The 25,744-nt window shown below is 63.4% G+C and carries 24 protein-coding genes and 1 tRNA gene; 11 read left to right on the top strand and 14 right to left on the bottom strand.

Features of this window, described 5'->3' with window-relative positions; translation table 11 throughout:
- Nucleotides 1-310 precede the first annotated feature (310 nt).
- Complete coding sequence (locus AC1DEZ_RS02485; protein WP_476778498.1) at nt 311-661, top strand: hypothetical protein; 351 nt, start codon at nt 311-313, stop codon at nt 659-661.
- A 417-nt stretch (nt 662-1,078) separates the two neighbouring features.
- The gene (locus tag AC1DEZ_RS02480) at nt 1,079-1,759 is read left to right on the top strand and encodes a DUF4145 domain-containing protein (protein WP_476765184.1); all 681 of its coding nucleotides are present in this window, start codon (nt 1,079-1,081) and stop codon (nt 1,757-1,759) included.
- Nucleotides 1,760-1,834: 75 nt separating this feature from the next.
- On the opposite strand, the gene AC1DEZ_RS02475 is transcribed toward AC1DEZ_RS02480, so the two are convergent.
- Nucleotides 1,835-1,924: transfer RNA gene (locus tag AC1DEZ_RS02475), tRNA-Ser, on the bottom strand.
- Between the two features lie 370 nt (nt 1,925-2,294).
- Here AC1DEZ_RS02475 and AC1DEZ_RS02470 point away from each other — a divergent pair.
- The 7 genes from AC1DEZ_RS02470 to AC1DEZ_RS02440 are packed head-to-tail and all read left to right on the top strand — an operon-like array spanning nt 2,295 to nt 9,631.
- Nucleotides 2,295-3,437 carry a septal ring lytic transglycosylase RlpA family protein gene (locus AC1DEZ_RS02470; protein ID WP_476778497.1) on the top strand — a complete coding sequence of 381 codons (1,143 nt, stop codon included), beginning with the start codon at nt 2,295-2,297 and terminating at the stop codon, nt 3,435-3,437.
- Nucleotides 3,438-3,485: 48 nt separating this feature from the next.
- Nucleotides 3,486-4,706, top strand: coding sequence for a D-alanyl-D-alanine carboxypeptidase family protein (locus AC1DEZ_RS02465; RefSeq protein ID WP_476778496.1), 1,221 nt, complete (start codon nt 3,486-3,488; stop codon nt 4,704-4,706).
- A gap of 10 nt (nt 4,707-4,716) precedes the next feature.
- On the top strand, nt 4,717-5,367 hold the full coding sequence (tmk, locus tag AC1DEZ_RS02460) for a dTMP kinase (RefSeq protein ID WP_476778495.1): 651 nt from the start codon (nt 4,717-4,719) through the stop codon (nt 5,365-5,367).
- Nucleotides 5,367-6,437: a DNA polymerase III subunit delta' gene (locus tag AC1DEZ_RS02455; protein WP_476778494.1), complete on the top strand. Its 1,071-nt coding sequence runs from the start codon at nt 5,367-5,369 to the stop codon at nt 6,435-6,437. Before tmk ends, AC1DEZ_RS02455 begins: the two co-directional genes overlap by 1 nt.
- 21 nt (nt 6,438-6,458) lie before the next feature.
- A complete protein-coding gene (gene metG / locus AC1DEZ_RS02450) occupies nt 6,459-8,018 on the top strand; it encodes a methionine--tRNA ligase (RefSeq protein ID WP_476778771.1) in 1,560 nt (519 codons plus the stop codon).
- Nucleotides 8,018-8,818: a TatD family hydrolase gene (locus AC1DEZ_RS02445; protein ID WP_476778493.1), complete on the top strand. Its 801-nt coding sequence runs from the start codon at nt 8,018-8,020 to the stop codon at nt 8,816-8,818. The genes metG and AC1DEZ_RS02445 overlap by 1 nt, the downstream gene beginning before the upstream one ends.
- 9 nt (nt 8,819-8,827) lie before the next feature.
- Nucleotides 8,828-9,631 (top strand): MBL fold metallo-hydrolase, encoded by an 804-nt coding sequence (locus AC1DEZ_RS02440; RefSeq protein WP_476778492.1) that lies wholly within the window; start codon nt 8,828-8,830, stop codon nt 9,629-9,631.
- A gap of 263 nt (nt 9,632-9,894) precedes the next feature.
- On the opposite strand, the gene AC1DEZ_RS02435 is transcribed toward AC1DEZ_RS02440, so the two are convergent.
- The 10 genes from AC1DEZ_RS02435 to AC1DEZ_RS02390 all read right to left on the bottom strand — a co-directional run bounded on the left by AC1DEZ_RS02435 (nt 9,895) and on the right by AC1DEZ_RS02390 (nt 19,303).
- Nucleotides 9,895-10,770, bottom strand: coding sequence for a fumarylacetoacetate hydrolase family protein (locus tag AC1DEZ_RS02435; RefSeq protein WP_476778491.1), 876 nt, complete (start codon nt 10,768-10,770; stop codon nt 9,895-9,897).
- A 183-nt stretch (nt 10,771-10,953) separates the two neighbouring features.
- Entirely contained in the window at nt 10,954-11,526 is a 573-nt protein-coding gene (locus AC1DEZ_RS02430; RefSeq protein ID WP_476778490.1) for a MarR family winged helix-turn-helix transcriptional regulator, read from the bottom strand.
- 183 nt (nt 11,527-11,709) lie between these two features.
- A complete protein-coding gene (pcaG, locus tag AC1DEZ_RS02425) occupies nt 11,710-12,273 on the bottom strand; it encodes a protocatechuate 3,4-dioxygenase subunit alpha (RefSeq protein WP_476778770.1) in 564 nt (187 codons plus the stop codon).
- Nucleotides 12,274-12,291: 18 nt separating this feature from the next.
- Nucleotides 12,292-12,996, bottom strand: a complete 705-nt coding sequence (gene pcaH / locus AC1DEZ_RS02420; RefSeq protein ID WP_476778489.1) for a protocatechuate 3,4-dioxygenase subunit beta — start codon at nt 12,994-12,996, stop codon at nt 12,292-12,294.
- Nucleotides 12,997-13,022: 26 nt separating this feature from the next.
- Entirely contained in the window at nt 13,023-14,522 is a 1,500-nt protein-coding gene (locus AC1DEZ_RS02415; RefSeq protein ID WP_441513121.1) for a tripartite tricarboxylate transporter permease, read from the bottom strand.
- Between the two features lie 5 nt (nt 14,523-14,527).
- Nucleotides 14,528-14,977 carry a tripartite tricarboxylate transporter TctB family protein gene (locus AC1DEZ_RS02410; protein ID WP_476778488.1) on the bottom strand — a complete coding sequence of 150 codons (450 nt, stop codon included), beginning with the start codon at nt 14,975-14,977 and terminating at the stop codon, nt 14,528-14,530.
- 2 nt (nt 14,978-14,979) lie between these two features.
- On the bottom strand, nt 14,980-15,768 hold the full coding sequence (locus AC1DEZ_RS02405; protein ID WP_476778487.1) for a hypothetical protein: 789 nt from the start codon (nt 15,766-15,768) through the stop codon (nt 14,980-14,982).
- Nucleotides 15,769-15,830: 62 nt separating this feature from the next.
- Nucleotides 15,831-16,886, bottom strand: a complete 1,056-nt coding sequence (locus AC1DEZ_RS02400; protein ID WP_476778486.1) for a Bug family tripartite tricarboxylate transporter substrate binding protein — start codon at nt 16,884-16,886, stop codon at nt 15,831-15,833.
- 62 nt (nt 16,887-16,948) lie between these two features.
- The gene (locus AC1DEZ_RS02395; protein WP_476778485.1) at nt 16,949-18,214 is read right to left on the bottom strand and encodes a flavin-dependent oxidoreductase; all 1,266 of its coding nucleotides are present in this window, start codon (nt 18,212-18,214) and stop codon (nt 16,949-16,951) included.
- Nucleotides 18,215-18,259: 45 nt separating this feature from the next.
- Complete coding sequence (locus AC1DEZ_RS02390) at nt 18,260-19,303, bottom strand: cupin domain-containing protein (protein ID WP_476778484.1); 1,044 nt, start codon at nt 19,301-19,303, stop codon at nt 18,260-18,262.
- A gap of 334 nt (nt 19,304-19,637) precedes the next feature.
- Here AC1DEZ_RS02390 and AC1DEZ_RS02385 point away from each other — a divergent pair, with 334 nt between their 5' ends.
- Together AC1DEZ_RS02385 and AC1DEZ_RS02380 are read left to right on the top strand one after the other, a co-directional pair.
- Complete coding sequence (locus AC1DEZ_RS02385; protein ID WP_476778483.1) at nt 19,638-20,681, top strand: Gfo/Idh/MocA family protein; 1,044 nt, start codon at nt 19,638-19,640, stop codon at nt 20,679-20,681.
- A 56-nt stretch (nt 20,682-20,737) separates the two neighbouring features.
- Nucleotides 20,738-21,730 carry a substrate-binding domain-containing protein gene (locus tag AC1DEZ_RS02380; protein ID WP_476778482.1) on the top strand — a complete coding sequence of 331 codons (993 nt, stop codon included), beginning with the start codon at nt 20,738-20,740 and terminating at the stop codon, nt 21,728-21,730.
- 198 nt (nt 21,731-21,928) lie between these two features.
- Here the strand turns inward: AC1DEZ_RS02380 and AC1DEZ_RS02375 are convergent, their stop codons facing one another.
- The 3 genes from AC1DEZ_RS02375 to AC1DEZ_RS02365 form a co-directional block, all read right to left on the bottom strand.
- Complete coding sequence (locus tag AC1DEZ_RS02375) at nt 21,929-22,819, bottom strand: type 2 periplasmic-binding domain-containing protein (RefSeq protein ID WP_476778481.1); 891 nt, start codon at nt 22,817-22,819, stop codon at nt 21,929-21,931.
- A gap of 79 nt (nt 22,820-22,898) precedes the next feature.
- Complete coding sequence (locus AC1DEZ_RS02370; protein WP_476778480.1) at nt 22,899-23,984, bottom strand: ABC transporter ATP-binding protein; 1,086 nt, start codon at nt 23,982-23,984, stop codon at nt 22,899-22,901.
- Complete coding sequence (locus AC1DEZ_RS02365; RefSeq protein ID WP_476778479.1) at nt 23,977-25,734, bottom strand: ABC transporter permease; 1,758 nt, start codon at nt 25,732-25,734, stop codon at nt 23,977-23,979. Before AC1DEZ_RS02365 ends, AC1DEZ_RS02370 begins: the two co-directional genes overlap by 8 nt.
- Between the last annotated feature and the right edge of the window lie 10 nt (nt 25,735-25,744).

Genomic DNA, 25,744 nt, shown 5'->3' with positions numbered 1-25,744 from the left:
AACCGGCGTTCGCCTCCGGCGCAGACACCCTTGACCTCATCAGGAGGCAAGTGTGTAGGCGCTCCTGACCGGCGCGAACAATTGACCCGGGCTCAGACCATGCCACGAGCGCCGCGCGCTCACCACAAATGCAGCGCTGGCAGCCGCCCCTGAATGACCTCCCGCTGTCGGAACTGGAGTGGCTGATCTCGCTCGCCCGCAAAACTGCGTGATCCTCCGCCCGAACGCCTATCCCCGCTAGGCGATTTGGCGACTACCGCCCGGATGACCCACGAAAAAGCACCCCGTTCAGCGCCACAGGAGCACGAAAATGCACATGAACATCGACCGGACCGAACTGCTCGTCAGCATGATTGCCGAAGAGACGCTGCGCACACAGCAGGCGCTAGCGCTGAAAGCATACTGCTTCGCGCTTGAGATCGTGTCGGCTCGTAAGGGTGACGACGCAGCGGACCGCACTGTCAGCCTAGGTCAGATGGTCGACGCCCTCGGCGCTGCGAACCCAGAAGCTCTCTACGTCGCCGATAAGCTGAACCTCCTGATGATGTCGCCGGACGGTAAGCGGTTTCTCGTGCCCCCGGTCGACACGCTCTCCCTTGTGCAGCTCGGCGTTCCCCCGGCTGTGATGACGGCCCCCGGTGGCAGCTCCGTCCGTCATTAGGGGCGCGAATCATGAACCCGATCGACCGCGTTGAACTCGACCGCCATCCGCAGTGCTGGCCTACGCCTCCAAGCATAAGAGTGGTGCTGTCGCGATGGATTACGTCCGCCACGCTATCCCTTGGACGAACAGCGGTCTGACCGAGGAACGTCAACGCGCCTACGTGCTGGCCGTCTGCGAATATCTCGCCAGCGAGGGGCGGCTGATTCGCATCGACAATGGTCTTACAGGGAAGTGGAAAAGGGTGAAGTACGGCGTGCCGGGTACCCTTCTGAGCTTTCCGAAAGCTGAGAGCAGTCGGGAGAACCGCAGACGTCGAGCGCCCATCCAATAGCTTGTGGTTGGCGCCATCGGTGCCGTGTCGCGATCGATTGTTGCGTGATAGCTTCCGGCGATCGACTTTAGGGCACGTGTCGGATGGACGAGAAGATCAAGGCGCACTGCAACACCTGCGGCGGGAGGAAGAACCATCTGGTTCTTCACACCGAAGTTGACGTGAGTGACGATGATGAATGGGTGTTGATCTCCACCTATAGACTCATCAAGTGCGCGGGTTGCGATCGAATTCATCTTCAGCACGAAACCGACTATACGCAGATGTCGGACGGCGACGGAAACCCGATCGTCGACACAGTCTACTACCCGCCGCCATTGTCGCGTCGACGACCGGACTGGATGTCGGGTTTCCCGAATGCAATCTGGATGCTTGAAACCGACATCGGTCAGCTCCTGAACGAGGTCTATACGGCCCTTCAGAACGGATCGAACCGACTAGCTGCGATGGGCATTCGCGCCGTTGTCGAGATAATGATGATCGACAAAATCGGCGGCGACACCGGCTCTTTCACCGGCAATATCACTCAATTCTTTCAGCTCGGATATGTCGCGCTACATCAACAGCCTAGCTTCAAGGCAGCGCTAATCGAAGCCGGGCACGCCGCCATGCATCGTGGCTTTAAGCCGACCACTGAGCATTTATCGACCCTGCTCGACATCACCGAGGGCTTGGTGGCAGCGATATATTTTCACGAGCGAAGCGCTGCGAAGCTGTCTAGCGCCATCCCACCACGGCAGATCGTCGGCAAAACCCAGCCGTAGGCCCTGATTCGCGTTGTGGGTAGAACGTGGGTTCGTGGGTCAGATGCCCAGATAATCCTATGAAATATGGGATTCTGGCGGAAGGGGTGGGATTCGAACCCACGGTGGGCTTGCACCCACGGCGGTTTTCAAGACCGCTGCCTTAAACCACTCGGCCACCCTTCCGGCCATGGTTCAATGCAATCGGGGCCGCCGATTTGCAAGGGGGCTGTCAGGTTTAGACCGCAGTTTTCGGATGAAACGAGCCATAGTTCCCAGGCGAAGCCGATGCGCCTGGCTTCGTGCGGCAATAGTGGCGTTAAGGTCACGCTCGGTGGAAAAGATGGCGAAGGTCTGTCGCGCAGGTTGACATGCGCCACTGTTCGGACACCTTTGTGCCCGCTCAAAGACAGGGACTCCTGTTCGGCGAATCCTCGGTGCAGGTATTTCGCTGTTTAATGATCCCTTAAAGGAATTGACCGAAAACTCGGTCAAGCCGCGCGTGCGGCTTTGGCGAAGCCGTGGTTTTTGGCGCAGAAAGCGGAAGAGCAAAACGATGCGGGACGCTAGCTTTTCGGCCAAGGAGCTCTCCTCCAGCGTGACCGGATCGCCGCCAGCGTCTTCTTCCGTCTCGTCCATTGCGCGCCTCGGCTGCGTCGTGCTGGCTGGTTTGTTCGTCGCCAATTGCGCCGGCAATCAGACCGCCGGCCGTCGCTCCAAGGAGATCGGCGCTTTCCCGCAGTGGAAATACGGCCCCGCCAGCCCGCGCGTCGTCGCGGACGGCAAGGAGGTGCCGAAGGGCGGCGGTCGCCAACTCGTCGGCAAGGCCTATTCGGTCGCCGGCAAACGCTACGTGCCCTACGAAAAGCCTGTCGGCTATGCCGCTGTCGGCCTGGCCTCCTGGTATGGCGAGGCCTTCCACGGTCGCCGCACGGCCAATGGCGAGGTCTATGACCGCAACAGCATCTCAGCCGCGCACCCGACGATGCCGCTGCCGGCCTATGCGCGTGTCACGAACCTTTTGAACAATCGCTCGATCATCGTACGCGTCAACGATCGCGGCCCCTATCACGGCAATCGCCTGATGGACGTTTCGCAGAAGACTGCCGATGCGCTTGCCTTCCGCCATCTCGGGACGGCGCGCATCAAGATGGAATATCTCGGCCAGGCCTCGCTCGCCGGCTCGGACGACAATCTCCTGCTCGCAACGCTCCGCACCGACGGCAGCCAGGCGCCGATTCCGGGCACCAGCGCACGGACGATGGTCGCCAGCACAGAAGGGGTCGCCACGACGCGCACGCGCAGCGCCGATATCGATGCTCCCGCCCCGGTGGCGGAGCCGGAGCCCGTTACGGTTCCCGAGGTCAGCCAGCCCGTCGCGCAGGCCTATGCTCCTCAAACGACGCGTGTGATCTCGCCGTCGTCGCCGGTCATGGCCACGCTTGCATCCGCCGGTCCCGCGGCTTCCGCAGCCACGCCGGTCCGTGCCGCCCCGCTGCCGCCGAGCCGGCCTTTCGATCTCGATACCATCGCCAACGCCGGAAAGCCGGTTGCGGTTCCCGCTGCGCTGCGCTCCACGCTGCCGCCGCCGCGCGGCACGTCCGCAAGCCTGCTGAACGTGCCCGAGAAGGGGCTCGCCAGGACCCAGCTGGTCAACCGGCTCGCTTTCCAGGCCGTGTTGCCGCCGACGCGCAACTGAAGCCAATTTTCTTGACCTGATGCCGGGCGCTCTGCTTCACATCGAGGCATGAGCGCCTTTCGTTATGCGAACCTGTCTGCTGCGGCTCTGCCGCCGGTTCGGTGGTTGGGCGCCGGCGTGGTTGTCCTGCTCTGGGCTCTCATTCTTGCCGCTCCGGTTCGTGCCCAGAACTTCCAGTCGCAGGCGCCTTTTGCGGTCTTGCTCGATTCGGATACAGGCGCCGTCCTCTACGAGAAATCGGCCGACGAATTAATGGTCCCGGCGAGCATGGCGAAGCTCGCGACGGTGCTCGTCGCCTTTCAGGACATCAGCGCCGGCCGCCTGTCGCTCGACAGCGAGATCGGCATCTCCGAGAACGCCTGGCGCAAGGGCGGGGCGCCTTCGGGTGGCTCTGCGATGTTCGCCATCGTCAACAGCCGCATCAAGCTGTCCGATATCCTGCAGGGCATCATCGTTCAGTCCGGCAACGACGCTTCGATCGCCCTGGCCGAAGCGATCGCCGGCGACGAGGCGACCTTTGGACGGATCATGACGGAGCGGGTGCGGGCGCTGGGGCTCACCAAATCCGTCTTCCGCAATGCAACCGGCATGGCTGATCCGCAGCAACGTGTGACGGCGCGCGAGCTCGCCCTGCTCGCGGACCACATCATCAAGACCTATCCGGAACTCTACAAGATCTTCGGCCAGCGCGAATTCACCTGGAACAAGATCAGACAGCAGAACCGCAACCCGCTGTTGACGATGGATATCGGCGCCGACGGGCTGAAGACGGGGAATATCGACGAGTCGGGCTTTGGCCTCGTCGGCTCGGCCGTCCAGAACGGCCAGCGCCTCATCGTCGTCGTTAATGGCCTCAAGACAGCGCGGGACCGGGCGGCTGAAGCCCGCAAGCTGCTGGAATGGGGCTTCCGCGCTTTCGAGCGGCGGCAACTCTTCGCCAATGGCGAGACCGTGGGAGAGGCTAGCGTCTATGGCGGCGAGAAGGGGCGCGTCGCGCTGCGCAGCAAGGGGGCCATCAGCCTCCTCCTGCCGCGGGGCAGCACGGAGCGCCTCGCCGCGCGTATCGTCTATCGCGGCCCGCTTATCGTTCCCGTCCAGGAGGGGGCGGAAGTGGCCCGTCTCATCGTGACGCGCGGCGATATCAAAACGCTGGACGTGCCCCTCTATGCGGCCGAAACGGTGCAGGCCGGCACGCTGCAGAGCCGCGCGCTCGATGCGCTGTTCGAGGCCACGACCGGCTGGGTCCGCAAGGCGCTGGGCCGGAGCTGAGCGGATCGACATGGACAAGGGACGATTCATCACCCTCGAGGGCGGCGAGGGCGCCGGCAAATCGACGCTGGCGCGCGCATTGGCGGGGCGGCTCGGCGAGGCCGGCTTTGTGGCCCGGACGACGCGCGAGCCTGGCGGCTCGCCCAAGGCCGAGGCTATTCGCGAGATGATCTTGGCGGGGCAGGCCAAGGACTATGGCGCCTTCGCCGAGGCCCTGATGTTCTCGGCAGCACGGATCGACCATATCGACAGCCTAATCCGCCCTGCGCTCGAAGGGGGCGAATGGGTGATCTGCGATCGCTTCATCGATTCGACGCGGGTCTATCAGGGCGTGCTGGGCAAGATCGACCCGGCTCTGCTGGCCGCGCTCGAATCCGTGACCGTCGCCGGGCTGATGCCGGATCTCACCCTGATCCTTGATCTCGATCCCGATATCGGCCTCGCCCGTGCCGCAAAACGGCGCCGGCCCGGAGAGGCGGTCGATCGATTCGAGGGCGAAACGCTGGCCTTCCACCGCAGTTTGCGCCAAGCCTATCGCGACATTGCCGCCCGGGAGCCGCGGCGCTGCGTCCTGCTCGATGCAACGCTGCCCCCCGAGGCGCTTGCGGAAGCGGCGTGGAAGGCGGTGGGCGAGCGCCTGCAAACCAGACCGGAAGCGTGATGCGAGAGACCAGCGACGAACCCGACCGGCTGCCGATTACGCCGCATCCGCGCGAGACGCTGAGCCTGATCGGCCACGAGGCACAGGAGCGGGCCTTTCTCGATGCGGTCTCGTCCGGCCGGATGCATCACGCGTGGCTGCTCGGTGGGCCGGAAGGCATCGGCAAGGCGAGCTTCGCCTATCGGGCGGCGCGCTTCATGCTCGCTGCCGGCGATCCGCGGATGCGCGCCGCGCAGAAGCGCGATCTCGCCATGCCCGAGAGCGACCCCGCCTCGCGGCGCGTCATGGCGCAGTCGCATCCCGATCTGCATGTGCTTCGGCGGGTGCCCAAGCCGGACGGCAAGAGCTACACCAGCAACATCCCGGTCGATGCGGTGCGACGGGTCATCGACCGCTTCGGCGCGAGCGCTGCCGAGGGCGGCTGGCGCGTCTGCATCGTCGATTCCGCCGAGGATATGGAGCGCTCCGCCGCGAATGCGCTGCTGAAGCTGCTGGAGGAGCCGCCGCCGCGGGCGCTGTTCCTGATCGTCGCCCATGCGCCGGGCCGCATGCTGCCGACGATCCGCTCGCGATGCCGCCTCCTGACCTTCGCCCCGCTCGACGAAGCCGGAGTGATGGAGGCCGGAAGCCTGGCGCTGGAGCGGATGCAGGCGCCGCTCGACGGCTCGGCATTGCGGCGAGCCGCGAGCCTTGCCGAAGGCTCGGTGCGGCGGGCGCTGACCTATGTCGATCCCGAGACGCTCGCCCTGGTCGAAGCGGTGAGGGCGCGCCTCGACGCGCTGCCGCATGTCGACACCCCGGCGCTGCTGGCGCTGGCCGAGGACGTCGCCGGCAAGGCCGGCGAGCGCGATTTCGCGGTGATGATCGAGACGGTGCAAGGCTGGATCTCCGACCACCTGCACGCGCATGCTGCAGCGCAACCGGCGCGTCTTGCACCACTTGCGGAGGTATGGGAAAAGCTTGGACAGCAGGCGCGAGAGGTCGAGACGTACAACCTCGACCGTCGACCGCTGGTGATGACGATGTTTCATGATCTGTCGGCTGCGGTTTCCCGCTCGCGCGCAGCGTGAAGCGAAGCTCTCGGACAGATGATGGCAACCGCCCCGAAATTCTACCTGACGACCGCGATCCATTACACCAACGGGCCGCCGCATATCGGCCACGCCTATGAGATGGTGGCGGCCGACGCGATCGCGCGGTTCAAGCGGCTCGACGGCTACGACGTCTTCGCCATGACCGGCACGGACGAGCACGGCCAGAAGGTTCAGCGCACGGCGGCCCAGAACGGCCTGTCGGCGAAGGAGTTCGTCGACAAGATCGCGGCGCGGTTCCAGGAGATGGAGCAGCGCCTCGGCTGTTCTTTCGACCGCTTCATCCGCACGACCGACCCCGACCACGAGGTCTCGACCGACGAGCTTTGGCGGCGCATGGAGGCCAATGGCGACATCTATCTCGCCAAGTATTCCGGCTGGTATTCGGTGCGCGACGAGGCCTTCTATGGCGAGGAGGAGACGACCCTCCAGCCCGACGGCACGCGCCTGGGGGGGCAGGGGACGCCGGTCGAGTGGGTGGAGGAAGAGAGTTACTTCTTCCGCCTCGCCAAGTACCAGGACGCCCTGCTGAAGCTCTACGATGAGGTCCCGGACTTCATTTCGCCGGAGACGCGCAGGAACGAGGTCGTCTCCTTCGTCAAGGGAGGCCTTGAGGATCTCTCGATCAGCCGCACGACCTTCGACTGGGGCCTGCCGGTTCCTGGCGCCCCGAAGCATGTCATGTATGTCTGGGTCGACGCGCTCAACAACTACCTCACCGGGACGGGCTTCCCCGATCCCGCGAGCCCCCGCGCGCATTATTGGCCGGCCGATGTCCACATCATCGGCAAGGACATCGTGCGCTTCCATGCGGTTTACTGGCCGGCCTTCCTGATGTCGGCGGGGCTGCCGCTGCCGAAGCGCGTCTTCGGCCACGGCTTCCTGCTGAACAAGGGCACGAAGATGTCGAAGTCGCTGGGCAACGTGGTCGATCCCTTCGACCTCGCCGAGACCTATGGCGTCGACCAGCTGCGCTATTTCTTCCTGCGCGAGGTTTCCTTCGGCCAGGACGGCAATTACAGCCATGATGCCATTGTCGGGCGGATCAATGCCGACCTCGCCAACGACCTCGGCAATCTGGCGCAGCGCTCGCTGTCGATGATCGCCAAGAACTGCGAGGGCAGGGTGCCACCCTGCGGGACGCTGACCGAGGCGGACAAGGCCATGCTCGCCATGGCCGACGGCGCGCTCGCGAAGGCCCGCGACATGATGAAGGATTTCGCCCTGCATAGCCTGCTGGCCGATATCTGGGCGGTGGTGGCGGAGGCGAACCGCTATTTCGCCGCCAACGAGCCCTGGCGCCTGACCAAGACAGATCCGGCGCGCCGCGACACCGTGCTTTACGTTACGATCGAGGTGATCCGGCAAGTCGCGATCCTGGTGCAGCCGGTAATGCCGCAGGCAGCGGGCAAACTGCTTGACCTGCTCGGCGTGCCTGCTGAGGCGCGCAGCTTTGCTGCGCTCGGCGAGATCGGACGTCTGGCCAGCGGGACACCGCTGCCGGCGCCGAGCGCGGTGTTCCCGCGCTATGTCGAGCCCGAGGATGGTCAGGCGGCGTGATGGTCATCGACACACACTGCCATCTCGACTTTCCGGACTTCGCGGCGGAGCTGCCGGCTTATATCGCGCGGGCCGAAGCCGCGGGCGTCGGCCGGATGGTCACGATCTCGACCCGCGTCGCGCGCTTCGCTGATTATGCTGCGATCGCGGAGCGCTTCCCGTCGGTCTGGTTCTCGGTCGGCACCCATCCGCATCAGGCGCATGAGGAGCTCGACATCACGGCCGAGCGGCTGGCGGAACTGTCGGGCCATCCGCGCTGTGTCGCGATCGGGGAGGCCGGGCTCGACTACCACTACGATTCCAGCCCGCGCGATGCGCAGGCACACGGGCTGCGAACCCACATCGCGGCCGCCCGGATGACGCAGTTGCCGCTCGTCATCCACGCCCGCGAGGCGGATGACGACATGATCGCGATTCTGCGGGAGGAAACCGGGAAGGGCGCTTTCCCGGCGATTCTGCACTGCTTCACGGCGGGAGAGGCGCTCGCCATGGCCGGTGTCGAACTCGGCTTCTACGTATCCTTCTCCGGCATCCTGACCTTCAAGACCTCGGAGAACCTGCGCCGCATCGCGCGGATGGTGCCGCGCGAGCGCCTGCTGGTCGAGACGGATGCGCCCTATCTGGCTCCCGTCCCGTTCAGGGGCAAACGCAACGAGCCGGCCTATGTCGTTGAAACGGCGAAGGTTCTGGCGGATGCGATCGGCGTTCCCTTCGACGAAGCCGCTCGGATCACCACCGAAAACGCCCGGCGCTGCTACTGGAAGATGGACCACGCCGCGCCGGTTGCGCGGGTCGCCTGATCCCGCGCCATGACGCTGACGGCTACGATCCTCGGCTGCGGTTCCTCGGGTGGCGTGCCAAGGCCTGGCTCCGGTTGGGGTGCCTGCGACCCGAGCAATCCAAAGAATCGCCGGCGCCGCTGCTCGATTCTGCTGACGCGTTCGGGACCGGACGGTACGACCCGGGTTCTCGTCGATACCTCTCCGGACCTGCGTGAACAGCTCTTGTCCGCCGAGGTGGAGGCGCTCGACGGCGTGCTGATGACGCATGACCATGCCGACCATAGCCATGGCATCGACGATCTGCGCGCGCTTGTCCTGCATATGCGCCAGCGCATCCGCATCTATGCCGATACAACCACACAAGCCTCGCTGCGCACACGCTTCGGCTATCTCTTCGAGACGCCGGCAGGCAGTTACTACCCGCCGATCCTCGATCTCGACCAGATCACTGCCGGACGTAGCCAGACAATCGACGGCGCCGGCGGACTGATCGAAGCGCTGCCATTCCGGGTCGAGCACGGGCCGAATTATGAAGCGCTCGGCTTCCGTTTCGGCTCGCTGGCCTATCTGCCCGATGTCAGCCTGATCCCGCCGGCAGCAATGGAAGCCATGGCCGGCCTCGATATCCTGATTCTCGACTGCCTGCGCGAGACGCCGCATCCCAGCCATTTCCATCTGGCTCAGTCGCTCGATGCCATCGCCGCGCTGAAGCCGCGACGCGCGATCCTGACCAATCTCCATGTCGATCTGGATTATGCGAGCCTCGCCAGCCGCTTGGCGGACAATATCGCAGTGGCATTCGATGGAATGACGCTGACGATTGCCGAATAGGGCAACCATCCCGGCGCTCAAGCGATCCCAAATGGTGAGGTGCGTCCTCGGAATGGGCCGACACCGGGCTCTCCCGGCGGCGTGGTGGCCGCCGAGGATATGGCCGAGGCTTGCTGGGCATTTCTGGGGCAGCAATGCCACGCGATGGCCGGCCTCGGCACCGGGCGAAGCTGCACATCGGGCAAAATGAGGTCGGGGGCGCTCGGCTGCAGCGTCACATCGCAATTGTCCGGCGCAGCGTGGTAGCCCGAGGCGCCATTATCCTACACGGGTCTTTGCTCCGAATATGCGCGAACCGTCACGCTCATGGCGCCCAAAGCCGGGCATTCCGCATGGAGGCGATCGCCCGGCTCGATAGGTCCAACTCCCTGGGGTGTCCCGGTATAAACGATGTCGCCGGGATAGAGCGTATAGAATGAGGATGCGAATTCGATGATGCGCGCGACATCGTAGATCATGTCGGCCGTCGAAGTGTGTTGCTTGATATCGCCATTCCGACGCAAGGTCAGTTCAAGATCGTTCGGGCTGGGAATTTCGTCGGCCGTGGTCAGCCAGGGGCCAAGAACAGAGTAGGAGTCAATCGACTTCCTGAAGCTGCGGTCCTCCGTTCCGCGGACGGTGATATCCAGGCCGAGGCAATATCCGGCGACATGGTCAAGAGCGTCCATGCGCGAAACACAACTCGCCGTCTCGCCGATGATGGCGACGAGTTCGATTTCATGATCCGTGCGTCGATCGGGAAAACGAAGGGCGATCCCCTGCGAGGGGCCGACCAGAGAAGACGTTGCCTTCAGAAACAGACCCGCCTTTCCAATCTCGGGAATATTATGGCCGGGTGAAATGTTGCTCGCCTGCATCTCCAGGATATGGGCCATGTAGTTGACGGGGGCCGCGACAATCTTGCCGGGAAACTTCACTGGAGACAGGAGATCGACCTTGTCCAGCGAAAAGGAACGAAAGCTCGTCAGACTGTCCGGCAATGCTTTGCGAAGGTCTCGTATGCTCCATACGAAAGGATCGCCCAAATCATCAGCGGCAATTCTGGATGACAAGCTCTCGGCCAGTTCGGTAACGTCGAAAACCCTGCCGTCCGATACCACGCCGACATTGTCGTCATTAAAGCGGCACAGCTTCATCATTCAATCCTTCTTCTTTGCGTGCCGCCGTATGCCGCGCCGAAATTGCCCAGGATGGTGCTCAGCGCATGCAATGGCGAACCGGATATAAGAAAGTATACCAATAGTTGGTATGCTGTCAAATAGCGTGCGACTTATACGCGCCGCCCCCCATACGAGCGGCGCGCTCCCGCGCCGATCAGAGCGTCAAGCGGGCCCGGACGCGTCGCGCTTTCGAGAGGTTTTGCTCGGCTTGGCGACCTTCGCGTCGATCGGCTTTTTCGGCCGCGAGATGTTCTTGCGTGCCGCGAAATCCTCGAGCAGCTCGTCATTGAGCGGCGCGCGGCTGAACGTGTTGTTGACCCGAACGATCTGGGTCAACATTTCCATGAAACGGCGCTTATCCGGCGCGCTGAGAGGGGCGAGAATGCGCTCCTCGCAGCGATTGATCATGGGCTCGATCTGCCTGACGACCTCCTGGCCGCGCTTCGTGGCGTTCAGGAGCTGGCGCCGTCGATCCGTTTCGGAACGCTCTCGCGTGATGAGACCTTTTTCCTCGAGGCGGTCCAAGACCTTGACGATCGTCGTCTTGTCGAAGGCGATCATGCTGCTCAGACTGGCCTGATCGACGTTGGGGATCTCGTCGATCATATGCAGTGCTGCATATTGCACGGTTGTCAGACCGAGCTCGCTCGTCTCCTCAAGAAAGATCGCGACGGCAATCTGGTTCATGCGGCGGATCAGGTGGCCGGCTCGCGAGTAGAAAACTTCAAGCGTCATTTCGGAACGTGCCTGAACAAGCTTCGGACAATCTTTGCAGCGGAAGCCGCCTTCAAGGCGACCCAAGAATCGCGAATGTTATCGTTCAACGTCGCAGAGGACTAGGCTCAGGCAGGACTATGCTCAGGCCGGAATCGACCGGTCAGCTCCGAGCCCGCTCCGACCCGACAGGCCATGCCGCCATCACACATCGAAAAAGACGGTTTCTGCTGCACCTTGCATGTGAACGTCCCATCGGTATTCGTATGGCGTCGTTGACGACAGGCGCGCGACCAGCGTGTGGCGCCGTTGTGGATCGACCAATCCCAGAACATGGTCCTGCTCGTTCGCGTGCTCGTCGCCGAAGTAGATGCGCGTCACGAGATGCGTGAGCTGCCCTCTCATGAACAGGGTCACGTTGATGTGCGGAGCTTGATGGCGACCGTCGGTACTTTCTGGGCGCCCGGGCTTGATCGTCTTGAAGCTGAAGGAGCCATCGTCACGCATGGGAATCCGGCCGAACCCGAAAAAGGACTGATCCGGCTCTTCGTTTCGTCGGTCTTCGGGATGATGGTAGCGTCCGGTCGCATCCGCTTGCCAGAGCTCCAGAACCGCATCGGGAATCGGCTGGCCGTCTCCGTCCAGTATCGTCCCGGTCACGGTGATGCTCTGCCCCTGCGCCGCCGCAAGTGTCAGGTCGGTCGTGTAAAGGGCTTCGAACCCGATGTGGAAGTACGGCCCAACGGTTTGGGATGCTGTCAGCGTCATGGTCACGGGCGGCTTCCTTCAGTGGTGCTCGGGGGTCGCGTCGCGCCCGCGCAGAACGATGTCGAAGCGGTAGCCCAGGGCCCAGTCGGGTTCGGTCACGTCGAGGTCAAATCGCGCGATCAGGCGTTCACGCGCCTTCTCGTCATGGATGCTGTTGTAGATCGGGTCATAAGCCATCAGCGGGTCACCGGGAAAATACATCTGGGTGACAATGCGGGTGAGAAAGCTCGGCCCGAAGACGGAGAAGTGCAGATGTTGGGGGCGCCAGGCGTTGGCGTGGTTCTTCCAGGGATAGGAGCCCGGCTTGATCGTTACGAAGCGGTATTGCCCAGTTGCGTCGGTGACCGTGCGCCCGGCGCCGCTGAAATTCGGATCGAGCGGTGCGGCATGCTGGTCATTTTTGTGGAGATACCGGCCGGCGGCGTTGGCCTGCCACAATTCGACGAGCGTGTGAGGGACAGGGCGCCCATCCTCGTCGAGCACGCGGCCGGTCACGATGATCCGCTCTCCGAGAGGCTCGGCCGCATGCATGCGGGTCAGATCGTGGTCTTCGGCGCGAATGCGTCCATGACCGAAGACAGGGCCGGTGATCTCCGAAAGCTGGTGCGGGATCAGCACGAGAGGCTGCTTGGGGGCCCGCTTTATGGTGGATGTGTAGTCCGGGTAGAGGTGAGGCGGGTGAATTCCGGCCGATGGCCGGCGATAGCGGACGAGCGTGGTCATTGTGAGCGATCTCCGTCTTGGCGCCGTCAGGCTTCCTTGAATGCTTCTTCTCGTGTCCGGCGCAGGGCGGGGAGCACGACGGCGGCGAGCAACGCGGCCGAGACGATCAACAGGCCCAGGCTGATAGGTTCGGTCGTGAACACGGTCGGGTCGCCGTGGGAAAGGATCATCGCCCGGCGCAGATTCTCTTCCATCATCGGCCCGAGGATGAACCCGAGCAGCATCGGCGCGGGCTCGCAGCCAACCTTGAAGAATACGTATCCGAGCGTGGCGAAAATCGCGGCGAGTACGACCTCGAACGCGGAGTTGTTCACGGTATAGACGCCGATGACGCAGAAGAAGAGAATGCAGGGAAACAGGAAGCGATAGGGAACTGTCAGCAACCGGACCCAGATGCCGACGAGTGGCAGATTGATCACCACGAGCATCAGGTTTCCGACCCACATGCTGGCGATGACGCCCCAGAACAGGCTGGGCTGCTGGGTCATGACGCTCGGGCCCGGTGCAACGCCCTGGATCATCAGCGCGCCCAGCATCATCGCCATGACGGGGTTCGAAGGGATGCCGAGCGTCAGCATCGGGATGAACGAGGTCTGCGCACCGGCATTGTTGGCCGATTCAGGGCTCGCTACGCCCTCGATCGCGCCATGTCCAAAACGGGACGGATCCTTGGCGATCTTCTTTTCGATGGCGTAGGCCGCAAAGGAACTCAGCAAGGCCCCGCCACCAGGCAGAACGCCGAGGATCGCGCCAATGCCCGTGCCACGCAGGATGGGCATGATCGACGCGCGCATTTCATCGCGCGACGGCATCAGCGAGCCGATGACCCTGCTCGCGGACCGGTCGTGCCGATGCTCGAGATTGCTGATGATCTCGAACATGCCGAAAAGCCCCATCGCAATCGGCATGAAGCCGATGCCGTCGATCAATTCGGGAATGTCGAAGGTGTAGCGAAGGTCACCCGTATTCAGGTCGGTTCCGACGAGTCCCAGGAGCAGGCCGAGACAGGTCATGGCGAGGGCTTTCAGGAGCGAGCCCTGCGCAAGCACGACGGCTCCGACGAGACCCAGCACCATCAAGGAAAAGTACTCTGCCGGGCCGAACTGCAGCGCGACGCGGGTCAGAGGCGGGCTGGCCAGCGCTATGAGCAGCGTCGAGACGGTGCCGGCGAAGAAGGAGCCGATTGCGGCGACCGCAAGCGCAGCGCCAGCGCGACCGCGACGTGCCATGGCGTGCCCGTCTAGACAGGTGACGACCGAGGTGGATTCACCGGGCGTATTGATCAGAATTGCCGTGGTGGACCCGCCGTACTGAGCCCCGTAGTAGATCCCCGCCAGCATGATGAGCGCCGCCGTCGGAGTCAGATAGAACGTGATCGGCAGCAACATCGCCATCGTCGCCACCGGGCCGATCCCCGGCAGGACGCCGATGAGCGTTCCAATCAGAACGCCAACAAAGCAGAAGAGAAGATTCATGGGGGTGAAGGCGACGGAGAGGCCGAGGGCCAGGTTGTCGAAGATTTCCATGGGTTCTACCTCCAACCCGCAAGGATTTTGATCGGCAGTCCGAGAACAAAGACGAACAGAACCGAGGCTGCGATTGCGAGGCCGATGGAGAGGGCGGCCATCTCCCGGAACTTGAATTCGTGGCCGGCGAGGGCGCCGATCATGATCACGGCGATTGTGCCGATGGCCAGGCCGAGACGGTCGACCAGGGCCGCGAAGGCGAGGACGCCCGCGACAATCAGGATCAAAGAGCGAATGTTGAAATGGGTAATCGGTTCGCCGCCGATCGCCACGCCGCGGATCGCGATGGTCGCCCCCAATCCGACGAGGAGCCAGCACAACAGCGTTGGCAAATATCCCGGCCCCATGCGTAGCGCGGAGCCGACCGGATAGTTGCTTCCAAGCCAGAGGCCGAGACCCCCCAATGAGGCGAAGATGAGGCCGGCGAGGACTTCCTGATTCAGATGAAGCCGCATGCTCATGCTCCTTCCGCGATGGCTGCTAATTGTTGGGACCGCCAGTGATTCCGGGCCTCGTCTTCGTCTGCGTCCACCACGGTGGGTTCCGAAGGGGGCAGATCCGCAGGCGTCACCATATGGGCGATCTGATAGAAACCTGAGACGGGTGAACCGGCGGCGCCGCGCCGGATCACCTCGTCCGGCGGAAGCAATCTGGCGGTCGCGCTTTCCAGGTTTGCGGCGCTATAGCCTTCGACGACAAGGATCCAATCGGCGGTGTCGTCGGCGCGACCGCGCAGCGCCTGCTCATGCGTAGCTTGCGGCGCCCAAGCGGGCGCATGCTCGAGGAGATGCGCGCCTACGACGCCTGGTTGCGACATGAGCGACGGCAGTGCGGTTTCGACGAGCCACCGGCGAAGTTCGCTTGAGCCCGCGCCATCGTCGCGCGGGGTCAGGCGAACGGCCTGGATATAGGCGCCGATTCCCGATCCGTGGCTCGCGGTCACCTGGCTCGGGGTGCGGCTCAGGCGTTGGACCAACGCCATGATGGAACGAGTCCATACGGAGGGATTGTTCAGGCGGGCCAGATAGGCGGGTGAGGCGATTGTCGCGAGTTGGTCGACTTCGTAGAGAACGAAGTATCGCGGGGCGTTGCCACTTATCGAGACGCCCCGTCTGGCGCGCAGGAAGCCCGGAATACCAAGGCGTTCCAGGAAGTGTTCGTTCGAATGCCACTCGTCATGCGCAGCATGGTGTTCCGGCGCGATGTCGCACCACATGACGAGCGCACCCTTGCCCAGCAAAGGCATGACTTGCTCCATCTCATCGAGCTGAGGTTTGGGAGAACGGCGCAGCAGGCTGCGCCGAGACGTTACTCGGCGCGCGCGCCAGAGGCCTTGACGACCTGGCCAAGACGCGTGGTTTCAGACGCCATGACGGCGGCAAACTCTTCGGGCGAGTTGCCGATGATGTTCACTCCGAATTCCGTCATGCGAGCGACGACATCGGGATGCTTCAGTGCTTTGATGAATTCGGCATTGAGCTTGTTGATCACCGGCGCGGGCGTATTCGCCGGCGCCGCGATGCCGAACCAGGCACTGAGCTCATAGCCAGGAAATCCCGCCTCGGCCATGGTCGGCACGTCCGGCAGCATCGCCGAGCGCTTGCTGTCGGTGACGGCCAGCCCCTTGAGATTGCCGTCGCGGACCAGCGGACCAGAGCCGGGAATACCGTCGAAGATGAGATCGAGCCGGCCGGCCAGCAGGTCGGGAAGGATCTGTGCCGTGCCCTTGTACGGCACATGGACGACATTGCTTCCCGTCCCGGACTTGAACATCTCTCCGAGCAAATGGCCGCCGCTGCCGATGCCTTGCGAAGCGAAGGAGAGGGGCTTCGCTTTGGACAACGCGACAAGATCAGCCGGTGTCTTGGCCGCGCTGTTTTTCGGCACAGCCAGCACATGCGACATGCTGAAGATTTCAGTGACCGGCGAGAAATCCTTCACCGGGTCGTAAGAGAGCTTGGCATAGAGGGATTGGTTGATGGCGTGGCTGCCGATATTTGCCAAGAACAGAGTATAGCCATCCGGCTTGGCCTGCTTGACTACCATCGCGCCGACCTGACCGCCGCCGCCGGGCCGGTTGTCGATCACCACCGGCTGGCCAATGCTGTCGGATACTTTGGCCGCGACAAGCCGCGTTGCTTGGTCAGCGACGCCTCCCGGAGGAAACGGCACGACGATCGTGACCGGCTTTGACGGGAAATCCTGTGCCGCTGCGGAGGCGATGCCTGCGGCGAGTACAAGGGTGGTAAGGAGCGCTAGTCCCCGATGCTTTGACATGATGTGGTTTCTCTCCCAACTGGAATAAGTCCGCCTTTTTTGTTTCGATCCGATGCCGGCGGGGCCTTCGAATCCTTTGCGCCACATTCAGTGGATCGCACCGAGATGAACTGAGGTGTCGTGCTTCCTGATTGCCTTTCGCGATGATTTCACGCGGATTTGCGGGGCGACTGCAGGTCTTCCGCAGAGAAGCCCGCCAATTTGCGATAGCGATCCTGCCAGGCCACGAGTTCTGTCTGCGATATGACGTCGTTGATGTGGTCGAAGCGCTTTCCGCCTGTCCGTTCCTCGACGACTCGGAGGATGGCGTCCGGCGCCTGGCTGCGATTGGCGATGACGACGTCGCCGGTGGCCTTCAGGCGCTTCGACTCGTACTCCTTGAGGGCGGCGAGCGGATCGTCCCCGCCGGCCAGGAGAACGGCGATCGTGTTGGCGTCGATGATCGCCTGGGCAGCGCCATTGGAGCCGCGTGGCATCATGGGGTGAGCGGCATCGCCGAGAAGGGTAATGCGCCCGGCAGTCCAGAACCGCAGAGGATCCTGATCCACCATCGGATATTCCAGGATCACGTCGGCGGCACGGAGCATCGCGGGAATATCCAGCCAATCGAACCGCGCATGTTCGAAATGGCCTATGAATTCCTCGACGCTGCTCTCCCGGTTCCAGTCGCGCGTCTGCTCATTCGGGCGTGACAGTTCGATCACCCAATTGATGAGCTGCCTGCCTTCGCCGTCGATGTCGTTGCGAATGGGATAGGTAATGAGCTTACCCGTCTCATAGGTCCCCATATAGACCATGCTGGCGCCGCTCAGGAACGGCTTCCATCGGGTCGCGCCGCGGTACTGCGTGGTGCCCTGATAGCGTGGCTTCGCCTCTTCGGGATGGAATTGCTTGCGCGCGGCGGAATGGACGCCGTCGCAGGCGATGACGATGCTGGCCCGCACTGTCTTGATGACGACGCCGGCTGCATCCCCGAAATGCACGATGGCCTCGTCGCCAGCCTGATCGACCGCGACGCAACGGTGGCCGAAGGTGATCGCGTCGCGTCCGAGACGGTCCAGGACCGCCTCGACGAGAACGGTATGAAGGTCCGCACGATGGATCGAGACCTGCGGCCATTCATAGCCCGCGAATTGACCGCGGGGTTCCGAGTAAACATGCTGGCCATGGCTCGTGTAGAAACAATACTCCCGCGTCGGAATCCCTTTTTCGACGAGGCGCTCGACGATCCCGAGCTCACCCAGCTCCCGGATGGCATGCGGGAGCAAATTCAACCCTACGCCCAAGGGCTTGAACTCAGGTGCGCCCTCATAGAGCCGACACCTGATCCCTACCCTTTGAAGCGCCAAGGCGAGTGTCAACCCACCAATGCCCGCTCCAATGATCAGGACGTCCAGATCCTGTTTTTGAGCCATTCTTCCCCCCGTTTCAGGTCGACAGCAGCCAGTGATGACCAGCGCTCACCGACGCGTTTCTTCTCGCAGGTGGCCAATACGGTCGGTCAGCGCGCGATCCGTCATCAGGAAGAGTGTCGCAGGGCCGGAGGTGGCGTTGTGCTCGATCCACTGCCAGCGCGGCAGCGTGAAGACGTCATGCTGCTTCCACTCGAAGCGGGTATCGCCGATCTGGCTGACGCCCTCACCTTCGATGACGACGACCATGGCCGTCGCGGTCGTGCGCATCGGCACCGTCGCACTACCCGGCGTCAGGCCGAGGGCGAAGCAATCGAGAGTCGGCATGATCGGACCGCCATCGACCGGGTTGATATAACGCAAGCGACGTGACCCGTCCGCCGCGGGCGGCATCGCCTTCAGGGCTCCCGACACACGGCTCCACGAGTAACGGTAAAGTGGCGAGTAGGGGACGGTGACGTCGCCCTCGGGCAGCACGCCGCCTTCGCACAGACTTGCATCGTCCATCTGTGCAAGGCCGCGATCGGGGATCGGGCCAGGCCCCACCTCGAAGAAGACGGTGCCGAGCTGGCGCGCGAGCGGGTAGTCGAGTCCATCGAACCAGACGGCCCGGGTCTTTCCCGAGTGATGGTGCTCGTGCCAGCTCCAGGCAGGCGTGAGAATGAGGTCGCCCGGCTCCATCGGGCAGGGCTTGCCGTCGACGACCGTGACCGCGCCGTCTCCCATCATGGCAAGCCGCAGCGCGGCGAGGGTATGGCGATGGGCATGCGCCGCTTCTCCCGCCTCGAGAATCTGAAGGCCGCCCGATAGCGTCGGCGTCGAGAATACGGTTCCCGGGAAGGCGGGGTGGGTGAGGAGCAGCACCCGGCGTTCAGCCTCCTGCATGCTGATCTCGCGCGCCGACCTCTCGATCAGCTCCGACATCGATGCCCACGGCCAGATGATGGGTTCGTAGTACTGCGGCTCCCGCGTGTTGAGACGCATATAGCGGTCCCAAAGCGGTTGAACGTTCACAGCCTCCATCGCCTCCAGGAGACCGGACTTGCTGTCCGCGCTATCGGGCCGCTCGGCCAAACCACGTCGCTCGCTCATCGCTCTTCCTCCGATCCGGCTTTTTGTGTCGCCGGGCTTGCCTCAGTATGGACTATCACCAATAATTGGCGTACCAACTAATTTGTCAAGCGGTTCTTCGAGCCGAAAGAAAAGCTGGGGGTCACGCCAATGTCACAGAGTCGCGATCGGTGCCCGACCGCGAAGCGAATGGAGGCCGACCGTTCGCGGGCGCAGGCCGAATCCCAGGCGCGATGTCAGATCATCGGCCTGCGAGGGGCCGGCACACAGCAGGGCATCCTTGTCATGCGCGGGAATGCCGACAGCTTGCGCGCTACAATCAATCTCGCCCGGAAGCACTGAGGGGGGCAAAGCAATGACAATCCGTGTCGCCGCCATTGAAGTCAGTCATTGGCATGCGCTTTATGATGCCGCCTATCTGCGGCAGATTCACCAAATGCCGGACGTCCAACTCGCCGGCTTGCAGGATCCCGACCCGAACGTCGCCGCATGGACAGCGGCGCAACTGGGCGGGGGAGTGGCGGTTTTCACCGACTATCGCGAGATGCTGCGCGCGGTGAAGCCTGATTTCGTGATTGCGCTCGGGCGCCACAGCGCGATGGCGGAGGTCGGGCATCACCTTCTCGACGAGGGGCTTCCTTTCCTCATGGAAAAGCCGATGGGTTTCGATGCCCGGGAGGTGCTTGCGCTGGCGGAGAAGACACGAGCGAAGGGCGGCTTTGCCGCCGTGCCGATGCCGCAGCGCAATTCCGCCTTCGTGCGCAAGGCAAGGGGGATGATCGACGAGGGCAGGTTCGGGCCGCTGTCGCATATCTACATGCGCATGAATCGCTTCTCATCGGCTCGCTATGTCGCGTGGAATTCGGCCTGGATGCTCGACCCGTCCCAGTCGAACGGCGGCGCGCTGCGCAATCTGGGCGCCCATGGCTTCGATGCCTTCTTGCATCTGACCGGGGAGGACGCCGAGATCACCGGTGCCCAGATCAGCCGGCGTGCCTTGGGAACCTCGGTCGACGATTACGCGTCTGTGCTGATTCGCTCGAAAAGCGGTGTGCTCGGGACATTGGAGGTCGGCAACGCCTATCCGCGTCGCACCGCGGAAGGCGGCCCGTACAAGGGGCCGAGCCGCGACAAGTTTCTGGACGGTGCGGATGGCGAATGGAAGGTTTCGGGCCGGGATGCGCTGCTCATGTCGAAAGACGGCGCGCTGCGCCTCGTCACGTCGGACGATGAAGAGACCGCCCCAAGTACTCCGACGACAAATCCGAGCTACGAGGTCATTGCCGAAGCACTCCGCCGTTGGAAATCCGGCGATCGACCCGAGGTGGATGTCTACGACTGCTATCGGGCCGTAAAGCTCATCGACGAAGCTTACGGTGTCGCCGAGCTGCATGGATAGCGCGCCGTTGGCGCGACCATGCCAAATGACACAAAGACGTTCCCGGGAGACATGTCTTGAGTAAACTACGATTGTCCGTCGCGATCGGAGGCTATGATCGCAACCGCCCCCTGATCGATGGCGAGGTCAAGATTGACGGGGTGGACCCGGTCTTCATGACGCTCGACCCGGAGGAGATCTTCTTCCGCGCTTTCCGTCATACGGAGTTCGACATCTGCGAGCTTTCCTTCAGCAGCCACGTGGTCAAGCTGGCTCAGGGAACCAGCCGGTATGTGGGCGTGCCCGCCTTCGTGTCGCGCGCCTTTCGCCACACGTCGATTTACGTCCGGTCCGACCGAGGCATCCGGGAACCGCGCGACCTGATTGGCCGCCGCATCGGCATCCCCGAGTATCAGCTCACTGCCTGCGTCTGGGCCCGCGCGTTCCTCGAGGACGATTTCGGCGTGAAACCGTCCGATGTCGTCTGGGTGCGAGGTGGCATCGAAGAGCCGGGGCGGCCGGAGAAGATCAGACTCGATCTCCCCTCGCAGATCCGTATCGAGAACGCTCCCGAAGGACGATCGCTCAACAGTCTCCTCCTCAGCGGCGAGATCGACGCGTTCATCGGCCCTCGCGCTCCGTCGTCATATGATCAGGGGAACCCCTTGGTCATGCGCCTGTTCGCCGATCCGACGGCCGCGGCGATCAGCTATTTCAGGCACACGCGCATCTTCCCGATCATGCACGTCATCGGCGTCCGTCGCGAACTGGTCGAGGCCCAGCCCTGGTTGCCGGCGGCCTGCCTCAAGGCCTTCGAGAGCTCCAAGAATGCCGCGATCCTGAAGCTGACGGACACGTCGGCGACGAAAGTCACCCTGCCATTCGTCGAGGAACAGCTCAAGGCTGCGCGGGATCTGATGGGGCCGGATTTCTGGCCTTATGGCGTCGCGTCGAACCGCCCTACCATCGAGGCGTTCCTCGACCATCACCACAGGCAGGGGCTCTCGTCGCGACGGGTAGCGCTTGAGGAGGTGTTCCATCCCTCGACCCTGGACGCCCATAAGATCTAGCCCGAACCGGCAATTAACCCGGCGGTCGGCCGCGGCATCGGCTCCTGCGCCGGTCCCGGCCAGGGCAGCACACCGTTCCGTGCGCATGAGGCTCCCATCGAGCGCGCGGAACTGCGGCACGTCGGGGGTAAGAAAGCTGGACGATGTCAAACAACGATAAAGGGCCGGGGCACTCAGTTCATCGTCGCCGGCTTTATTTCAAATCAGCTTGAGAGCGCTCTTGTAGAGAGCGTCTACCGCATGTGATTTTGATATAATTCCTTGCCGAACGCAGTATTCCATCATTTTCTCGATGGATGAGCGCATCGCTTCCGCGCCATTGATATTTGGCGTATTCGGGTCGGCCGGCGCAGCATCCGCGCTCTGATTCAGGAGGCGCACGATCTCCTGGACCGCGCCCGGCTCATCCGCGACGAGCCGGTCGGATACGACGGCGACATGGTTGATCTGGTAGTGGCCGAAGCACTGGTGCCAGGCCGCGGGATCGCGAGGCAGGCCATTGTCGATGACGGCCGAGAGACCGGCGCGCTCGGAGGGCACGAGGAGCGCCGCATCAAGCTCTCCGGCGAGCAGCATGTCCCGCAGCCCGGATGTGGCGGGAGCGCGCCGTACCGTCGCCGGAGGATTGGCCGAGGGCAGGTGGGGCTCTTCGACCGTGACCCATTCGACGGCGTCGGCCGGAAGGTCCCAGAGTTCGTCAAGCAGGCCGCGGACCCAGGCCGGGCTCGTCTGCGCATAGGCTCTGACGCCGATGCGTTTGCCGGCGAGTTGCCCCGGCGACAGCTTGCCTCGGCGCGGATCATGGACCAGGGCAGGGTGCTGAACGCGGTGGTTGAGCGTGATCGGCAGGAGGCTGAGAGGCCGGCCGGCCTCATACGCCTGCAGGAAGGTCACCAGGGCAAGTTCGCCGAAGGCGAAGCCCGGATCGTTCAGGAATTGCTTGAAGCCATCCTGGATCGGTTGGGCCTGGACATAGGAGATGTCGAACATGTCGGAGCGGAGCGCGCCGCTCTTGACTGCCTTTGTGCGCGGCGTGTCGTCCAACAGCGCCTGCAGCACGGGCCGCCACCGTGGCGATTGTGAGATCATGATCGTTTGGACTCCTGTCTGAACGCCGGCCTGCCAGTGCGAATTGCGCCCATGCACGAGGCAGGTGTCGCGCTCGATCCTAGGCCGCGAACAGCACGGCTCCTTCCGAGGGGACCCAGAGATAGACCTGCGAGGACGCGACGTCGGCCTGCGCTTCCACCTTCGCGATCGATCCAGCGACGTCGAGTTCATATTGGAAACGAGCGCCCAGATAGCTGCATGACAGCACGCGGGCCGACAGGACGGCGCCATCTTCTCCCGGACGCTGTTCCTTCGATTGCAGCAACCGCATCCTGTCAGGGCGCACCGAAATGCGAACTGGACTTTCCAGCGGCAGGGTCCGGTGGCTTTTCAGGCGCAGGAACTGGTCTTCGCCGATGCTGACGACGTTGCCGTCGGCGGTGTCGTTTCCGACGACCCGGCCCGGGAAGAAGCTGCTGGTGCCGATGAAGTCGGCCACGAAGGGGTCGGCGGGGCTGGCGTAGATCTCATGCGGGGTGCCGATCTGGACGATGCGGCCCTTGTTCATGACCACGATGCGGTCGCTGAGCGCCAGCGCCTCGCTCTGGTCATGGGTGACATAGATCGTGGTCAGCCGAACCTGATCCTTGAGCTGGCCGAGCCAGACGCGAGCGCGCTCGCGCAGCTTGGCGTCGAGATTGGAGAGCGGCTCGTCGAGGAGCAGGACGTCCGGCTTGTAGACCAGCGTGCGGGCGAGCGCGACGCGCTGCTGCTGTCCGCCGGAAAGCTCATGCGGATAGCGATCGGCATAGCTTTCCATTTCCACGAGTCCGAGCGCCTCGGTCACCCGCCGGTCCTTCTCGGCGCCCTTGACCTTCCTGAGCTTGAGCGGAAAGGCGACGTTGTCGCGCACGCTCATATGGGGCCACAACGCATAGGACTGGAAGACGAGCCCGAAATTGCGCTGTTCCGCCGGCAGAGAAAAGCCGTTTTGTCCATCGAACAGCACGGTCTCGCCGGTGCGGATCGAACCGTTCGTCGGCTGGTCGAGCCCCGCAACCGCCGCAAGGGTCGTCGACTTGCCGCAGCCCGACGGGCCGAGAAGGGTCACGAATTCGCCATCGGCAATGTGAAGGTCGAAGTCGCTGAGGGCCGTCACGGCGCCGAAGCGCTTGGTCAGTCCCTGGATGATGAGCTCAGTCATAAAGCTTGACCTTGAAGAGCGTCCGCGCAGCGAAGATGAACAGCACCGTCAGCAGGATCTGGACCGTTGCCAGAGCCGACAATGTGCCCATCTCGCCGAGGACCCAGTATTGGAGGAGCGTCGTTCCGATGACCTCGCTGCCGGGCGCGATCAGGAAGATGGCGATGGAGTATTCCTTGAGGAAGTGGATGAAGAGGATCGCGAAGCCCGAGAACATCGCCGGCTTGATGAGGCGCAGGACGATGGCGCGGACCGTCGTCAGCCAGTCCGCGCCGACGACGCGGGCGGCCCGATCGAGATCCGGGCCGATCTGAAGGAGGGCGGGCGAGAGGCTCGCGAAGGCCGTAGGAATATAGCGCATCGTGTAGGCCACCATCAGGACGACGATGCTGTTGCGCAGCCAGCCGAGCGGCGGAATGAAGACCATCGCATAGAAGAAGCCGATGCCGGCGATCAGGCCGGGGATCGCGCGCGGGAACAGCGCGACATATTCAAGCGCGCGCCGGAAGCGGAAGTCGGAGCGGTGAACGACGAGGGTCAATGCGGCGATGAAGGCAATCGCCACGGCGCTGCCGACGATCGCGATGACGAGGGTGTTGCCGATCGCGCGGAGATTGGCTTCCGACGAGAAGACAGCGGCGAAATTGTCGAGCGTCAGGACGTCCGCCATCGGCACGAGCGGGCTGAGGAAGCGCGTAAAGGCACGCAGCACCAGCACGCCGAGCGGAAGCACGATGAACAGCGTCGTATAGGTGAAGAGGAAGCCGAAGGCGATCCAGCGCACCGCGCCGAGATCGAAGAGCCGCTTGCGCGAGGCCTTGCCGCCGACGGTGACGTATCGCCGCGCATTGCGCAGCATCCGTCCTTGAAGGAAGACCAGGATGGACACGATGACCAGCAGAAGCGTCGCCGCCGTCGCAACCAGGCCGTAGTTCGGGCGCGGGGCCGCCACCCCCTGCGAATAGAGATAGGTCGTCAGAAGCGTGATGCCGCCCGGCTCGCCGAAGATGAGGGGGATCGACAGCATCTCCAGGGAGCTGGTGAAGCTGAGCACGCTGCCATAGAGGATCGCCGGCGTGAGCAGCGGCAAGGTGATCGAGACAAGCGTGCGCACCGCACCCGCGCCGCAGCTGCGTGCCGCGTCTTCGAGGGCGGGATCGGCGAGCTTGGTCGAGCCCAGGCAATAGAGTGCCGCCAGGGGTGATTGCGAGATGCCGGCGACGAGCGCCATGCCGCCCAGCGAATACAGATTCCAGGGCTGCTCGCCGACGATCCCCTGCACCCACAAGGTGATGTACCCGGCCGGGCCGTACATCAGAAACCACCCGAACGACAGGATCAGATGGGAGATGAACAAGGGCCAAAGCAGCATGCTCCCGAAAAGGCGCCGCCCCGGCACATTCGTGCGGCCGATCAGGACGGCGCTGACTACGCCCAAGAACTGCGACACGATCGTCGAGATGAAGGCGAAGACCAGCGTGTTGTAGATGATCGTGCCGAAGCCTTCCGAGCCGAACAGATCGGAGTAGTTCCTGATGCTGAGCTGCGCCTGCTCGTCATAGAGCGGCCGGTCCAGCACGGATTGGTACAACAGCGGCAGGATCGGCCCTGCGACCAGGACCAGCGCCATGACGGCGATGACGTATTGCAGGATGACGCTGCGCGCGGGGTGGTTCGCCAGCCCCGAGGCGAGCCCGGTCCGGCGCTGCATCGCGCGCGCGTCGAATGCGGGGATGTCCAGCTGGCTCATGACGGTTCCA

It is taken from the genome of Allobosea sp. 10L422, from assembly GCF_056395345.1.
Note: the sequence above shows the minus strand (reverse complement) of the source record. Positions and strands in the feature narration are given on the sequence as shown.

Bases quoted from the DNA above. Each gene is read 5' to 3' on its own strand.
- AC1DEZ_RS02485 (WP_476778498.1), top strand. From the start codon at position 311: ATGCACATGAACATCGACCGGACCGAACTGCTCGTCAGCATGATTGCC.
- AC1DEZ_RS02480 (WP_476765184.1), top strand. From the start codon at position 1,079: ATGGACGAGAAGATCAAGGCGCACTGCAACACCTGCGGCGGGAGGAAG.
- AC1DEZ_RS02470 (WP_476778497.1), top strand. From the start codon at position 2,295: ATGCGGGACGCTAGCTTTTCGGCCAAGGAGCTCTCCTCCAGCGTGACC.
- AC1DEZ_RS02465 (WP_476778496.1), top strand. From the start codon at position 3,486: ATGAGCGCCTTTCGTTATGCGAACCTGTCTGCTGCGGCTCTGCCGCCG.
- tmk (WP_476778495.1), top strand. From the start codon at position 4,717: ATGGACAAGGGACGATTCATCACCCTCGAGGGCGGCGAGGGCGCCGGC.
- AC1DEZ_RS02455 (WP_476778494.1), top strand. From the start codon at position 5,367: ATGCGAGAGACCAGCGACGAACCCGACCGGCTGCCGATTACGCCGCAT.
- metG (WP_476778771.1), top strand. From the start codon at position 6,459: ATGGCAACCGCCCCGAAATTCTACCTGACGACCGCGATCCATTACACC.
- AC1DEZ_RS02445 (WP_476778493.1), top strand. From the start codon at position 8,018: ATGGTCATCGACACACACTGCCATCTCGACTTTCCGGACTTCGCGGCG.
- AC1DEZ_RS02440 (WP_476778492.1), top strand. From the start codon at position 8,828: ATGACGCTGACGGCTACGATCCTCGGCTGCGGTTCCTCGGGTGGCGTG.
- AC1DEZ_RS02435 (WP_476778491.1), bottom strand. From the start codon at position 10,770: ATGATGAAGCTGTGCCGCTTTAATGACGACAATGTCGGCGTGGTATCG.
- AC1DEZ_RS02430 (WP_476778490.1), bottom strand. From the start codon at position 11,526: ATGACGCTTGAAGTTTTCTACTCGCGAGCCGGCCACCTGATCCGCCGC.
- pcaG (WP_476778770.1), bottom strand. From the start codon at position 12,273: ATGACGCTGACAGCATCCCAAACCGTTGGGCCGTACTTCCACATCGGG.
- pcaH (WP_476778489.1), bottom strand. From the start codon at position 12,996: ATGACCACGCTCGTCCGCTATCGCCGGCCATCGGCCGGAATTCACCCG.
- AC1DEZ_RS02415 (WP_441513121.1), bottom strand. From the start codon at position 14,522: ATGGAAATCTTCGACAACCTGGCCCTCGGCCTCTCCGTCGCCTTCACC.
- AC1DEZ_RS02410 (WP_476778488.1), bottom strand. From the start codon at position 14,977: ATGCGGCTTCATCTGAATCAGGAAGTCCTCGCCGGCCTCATCTTCGCC.
- AC1DEZ_RS02405 (WP_476778487.1), bottom strand. From the start codon at position 15,768: ATGCCTTTGCTGGGCAAGGGTGCGCTCGTCATGTGGTGCGACATCGCG.
- AC1DEZ_RS02400 (WP_476778486.1), bottom strand. From the start codon at position 16,886: ATGTGGCGCAAAGGATTCGAAGGCCCCGCCGGCATCGGATCGAAACAA.
- AC1DEZ_RS02395 (WP_476778485.1), bottom strand. From the start codon at position 18,214: ATGGCTCAAAAACAGGATCTGGACGTCCTGATCATTGGAGCGGGCATT.
- AC1DEZ_RS02390 (WP_476778484.1), bottom strand. From the start codon at position 19,303: ATGAGCGAGCGACGTGGTTTGGCCGAGCGGCCCGATAGCGCGGACAGC.
- AC1DEZ_RS02385 (WP_476778483.1), top strand. From the start codon at position 19,638: ATGACAATCCGTGTCGCCGCCATTGAAGTCAGTCATTGGCATGCGCTT.
- AC1DEZ_RS02375 (WP_476778481.1), bottom strand. From the start codon at position 22,819: ATGATCTCACAATCGCCACGGTGGCGGCCCGTGCTGCAGGCGCTGTTG.
- AC1DEZ_RS02370 (WP_476778480.1), bottom strand. From the start codon at position 23,984: ATGACTGAGCTCATCATCCAGGGACTGACCAAGCGCTTCGGCGCCGTG.
- AC1DEZ_RS02365 (WP_476778479.1), bottom strand. From the start codon at position 25,734: ATGAGCCAGCTGGACATCCCCGCATTCGACGCGCGCGCGATGCAGCGC.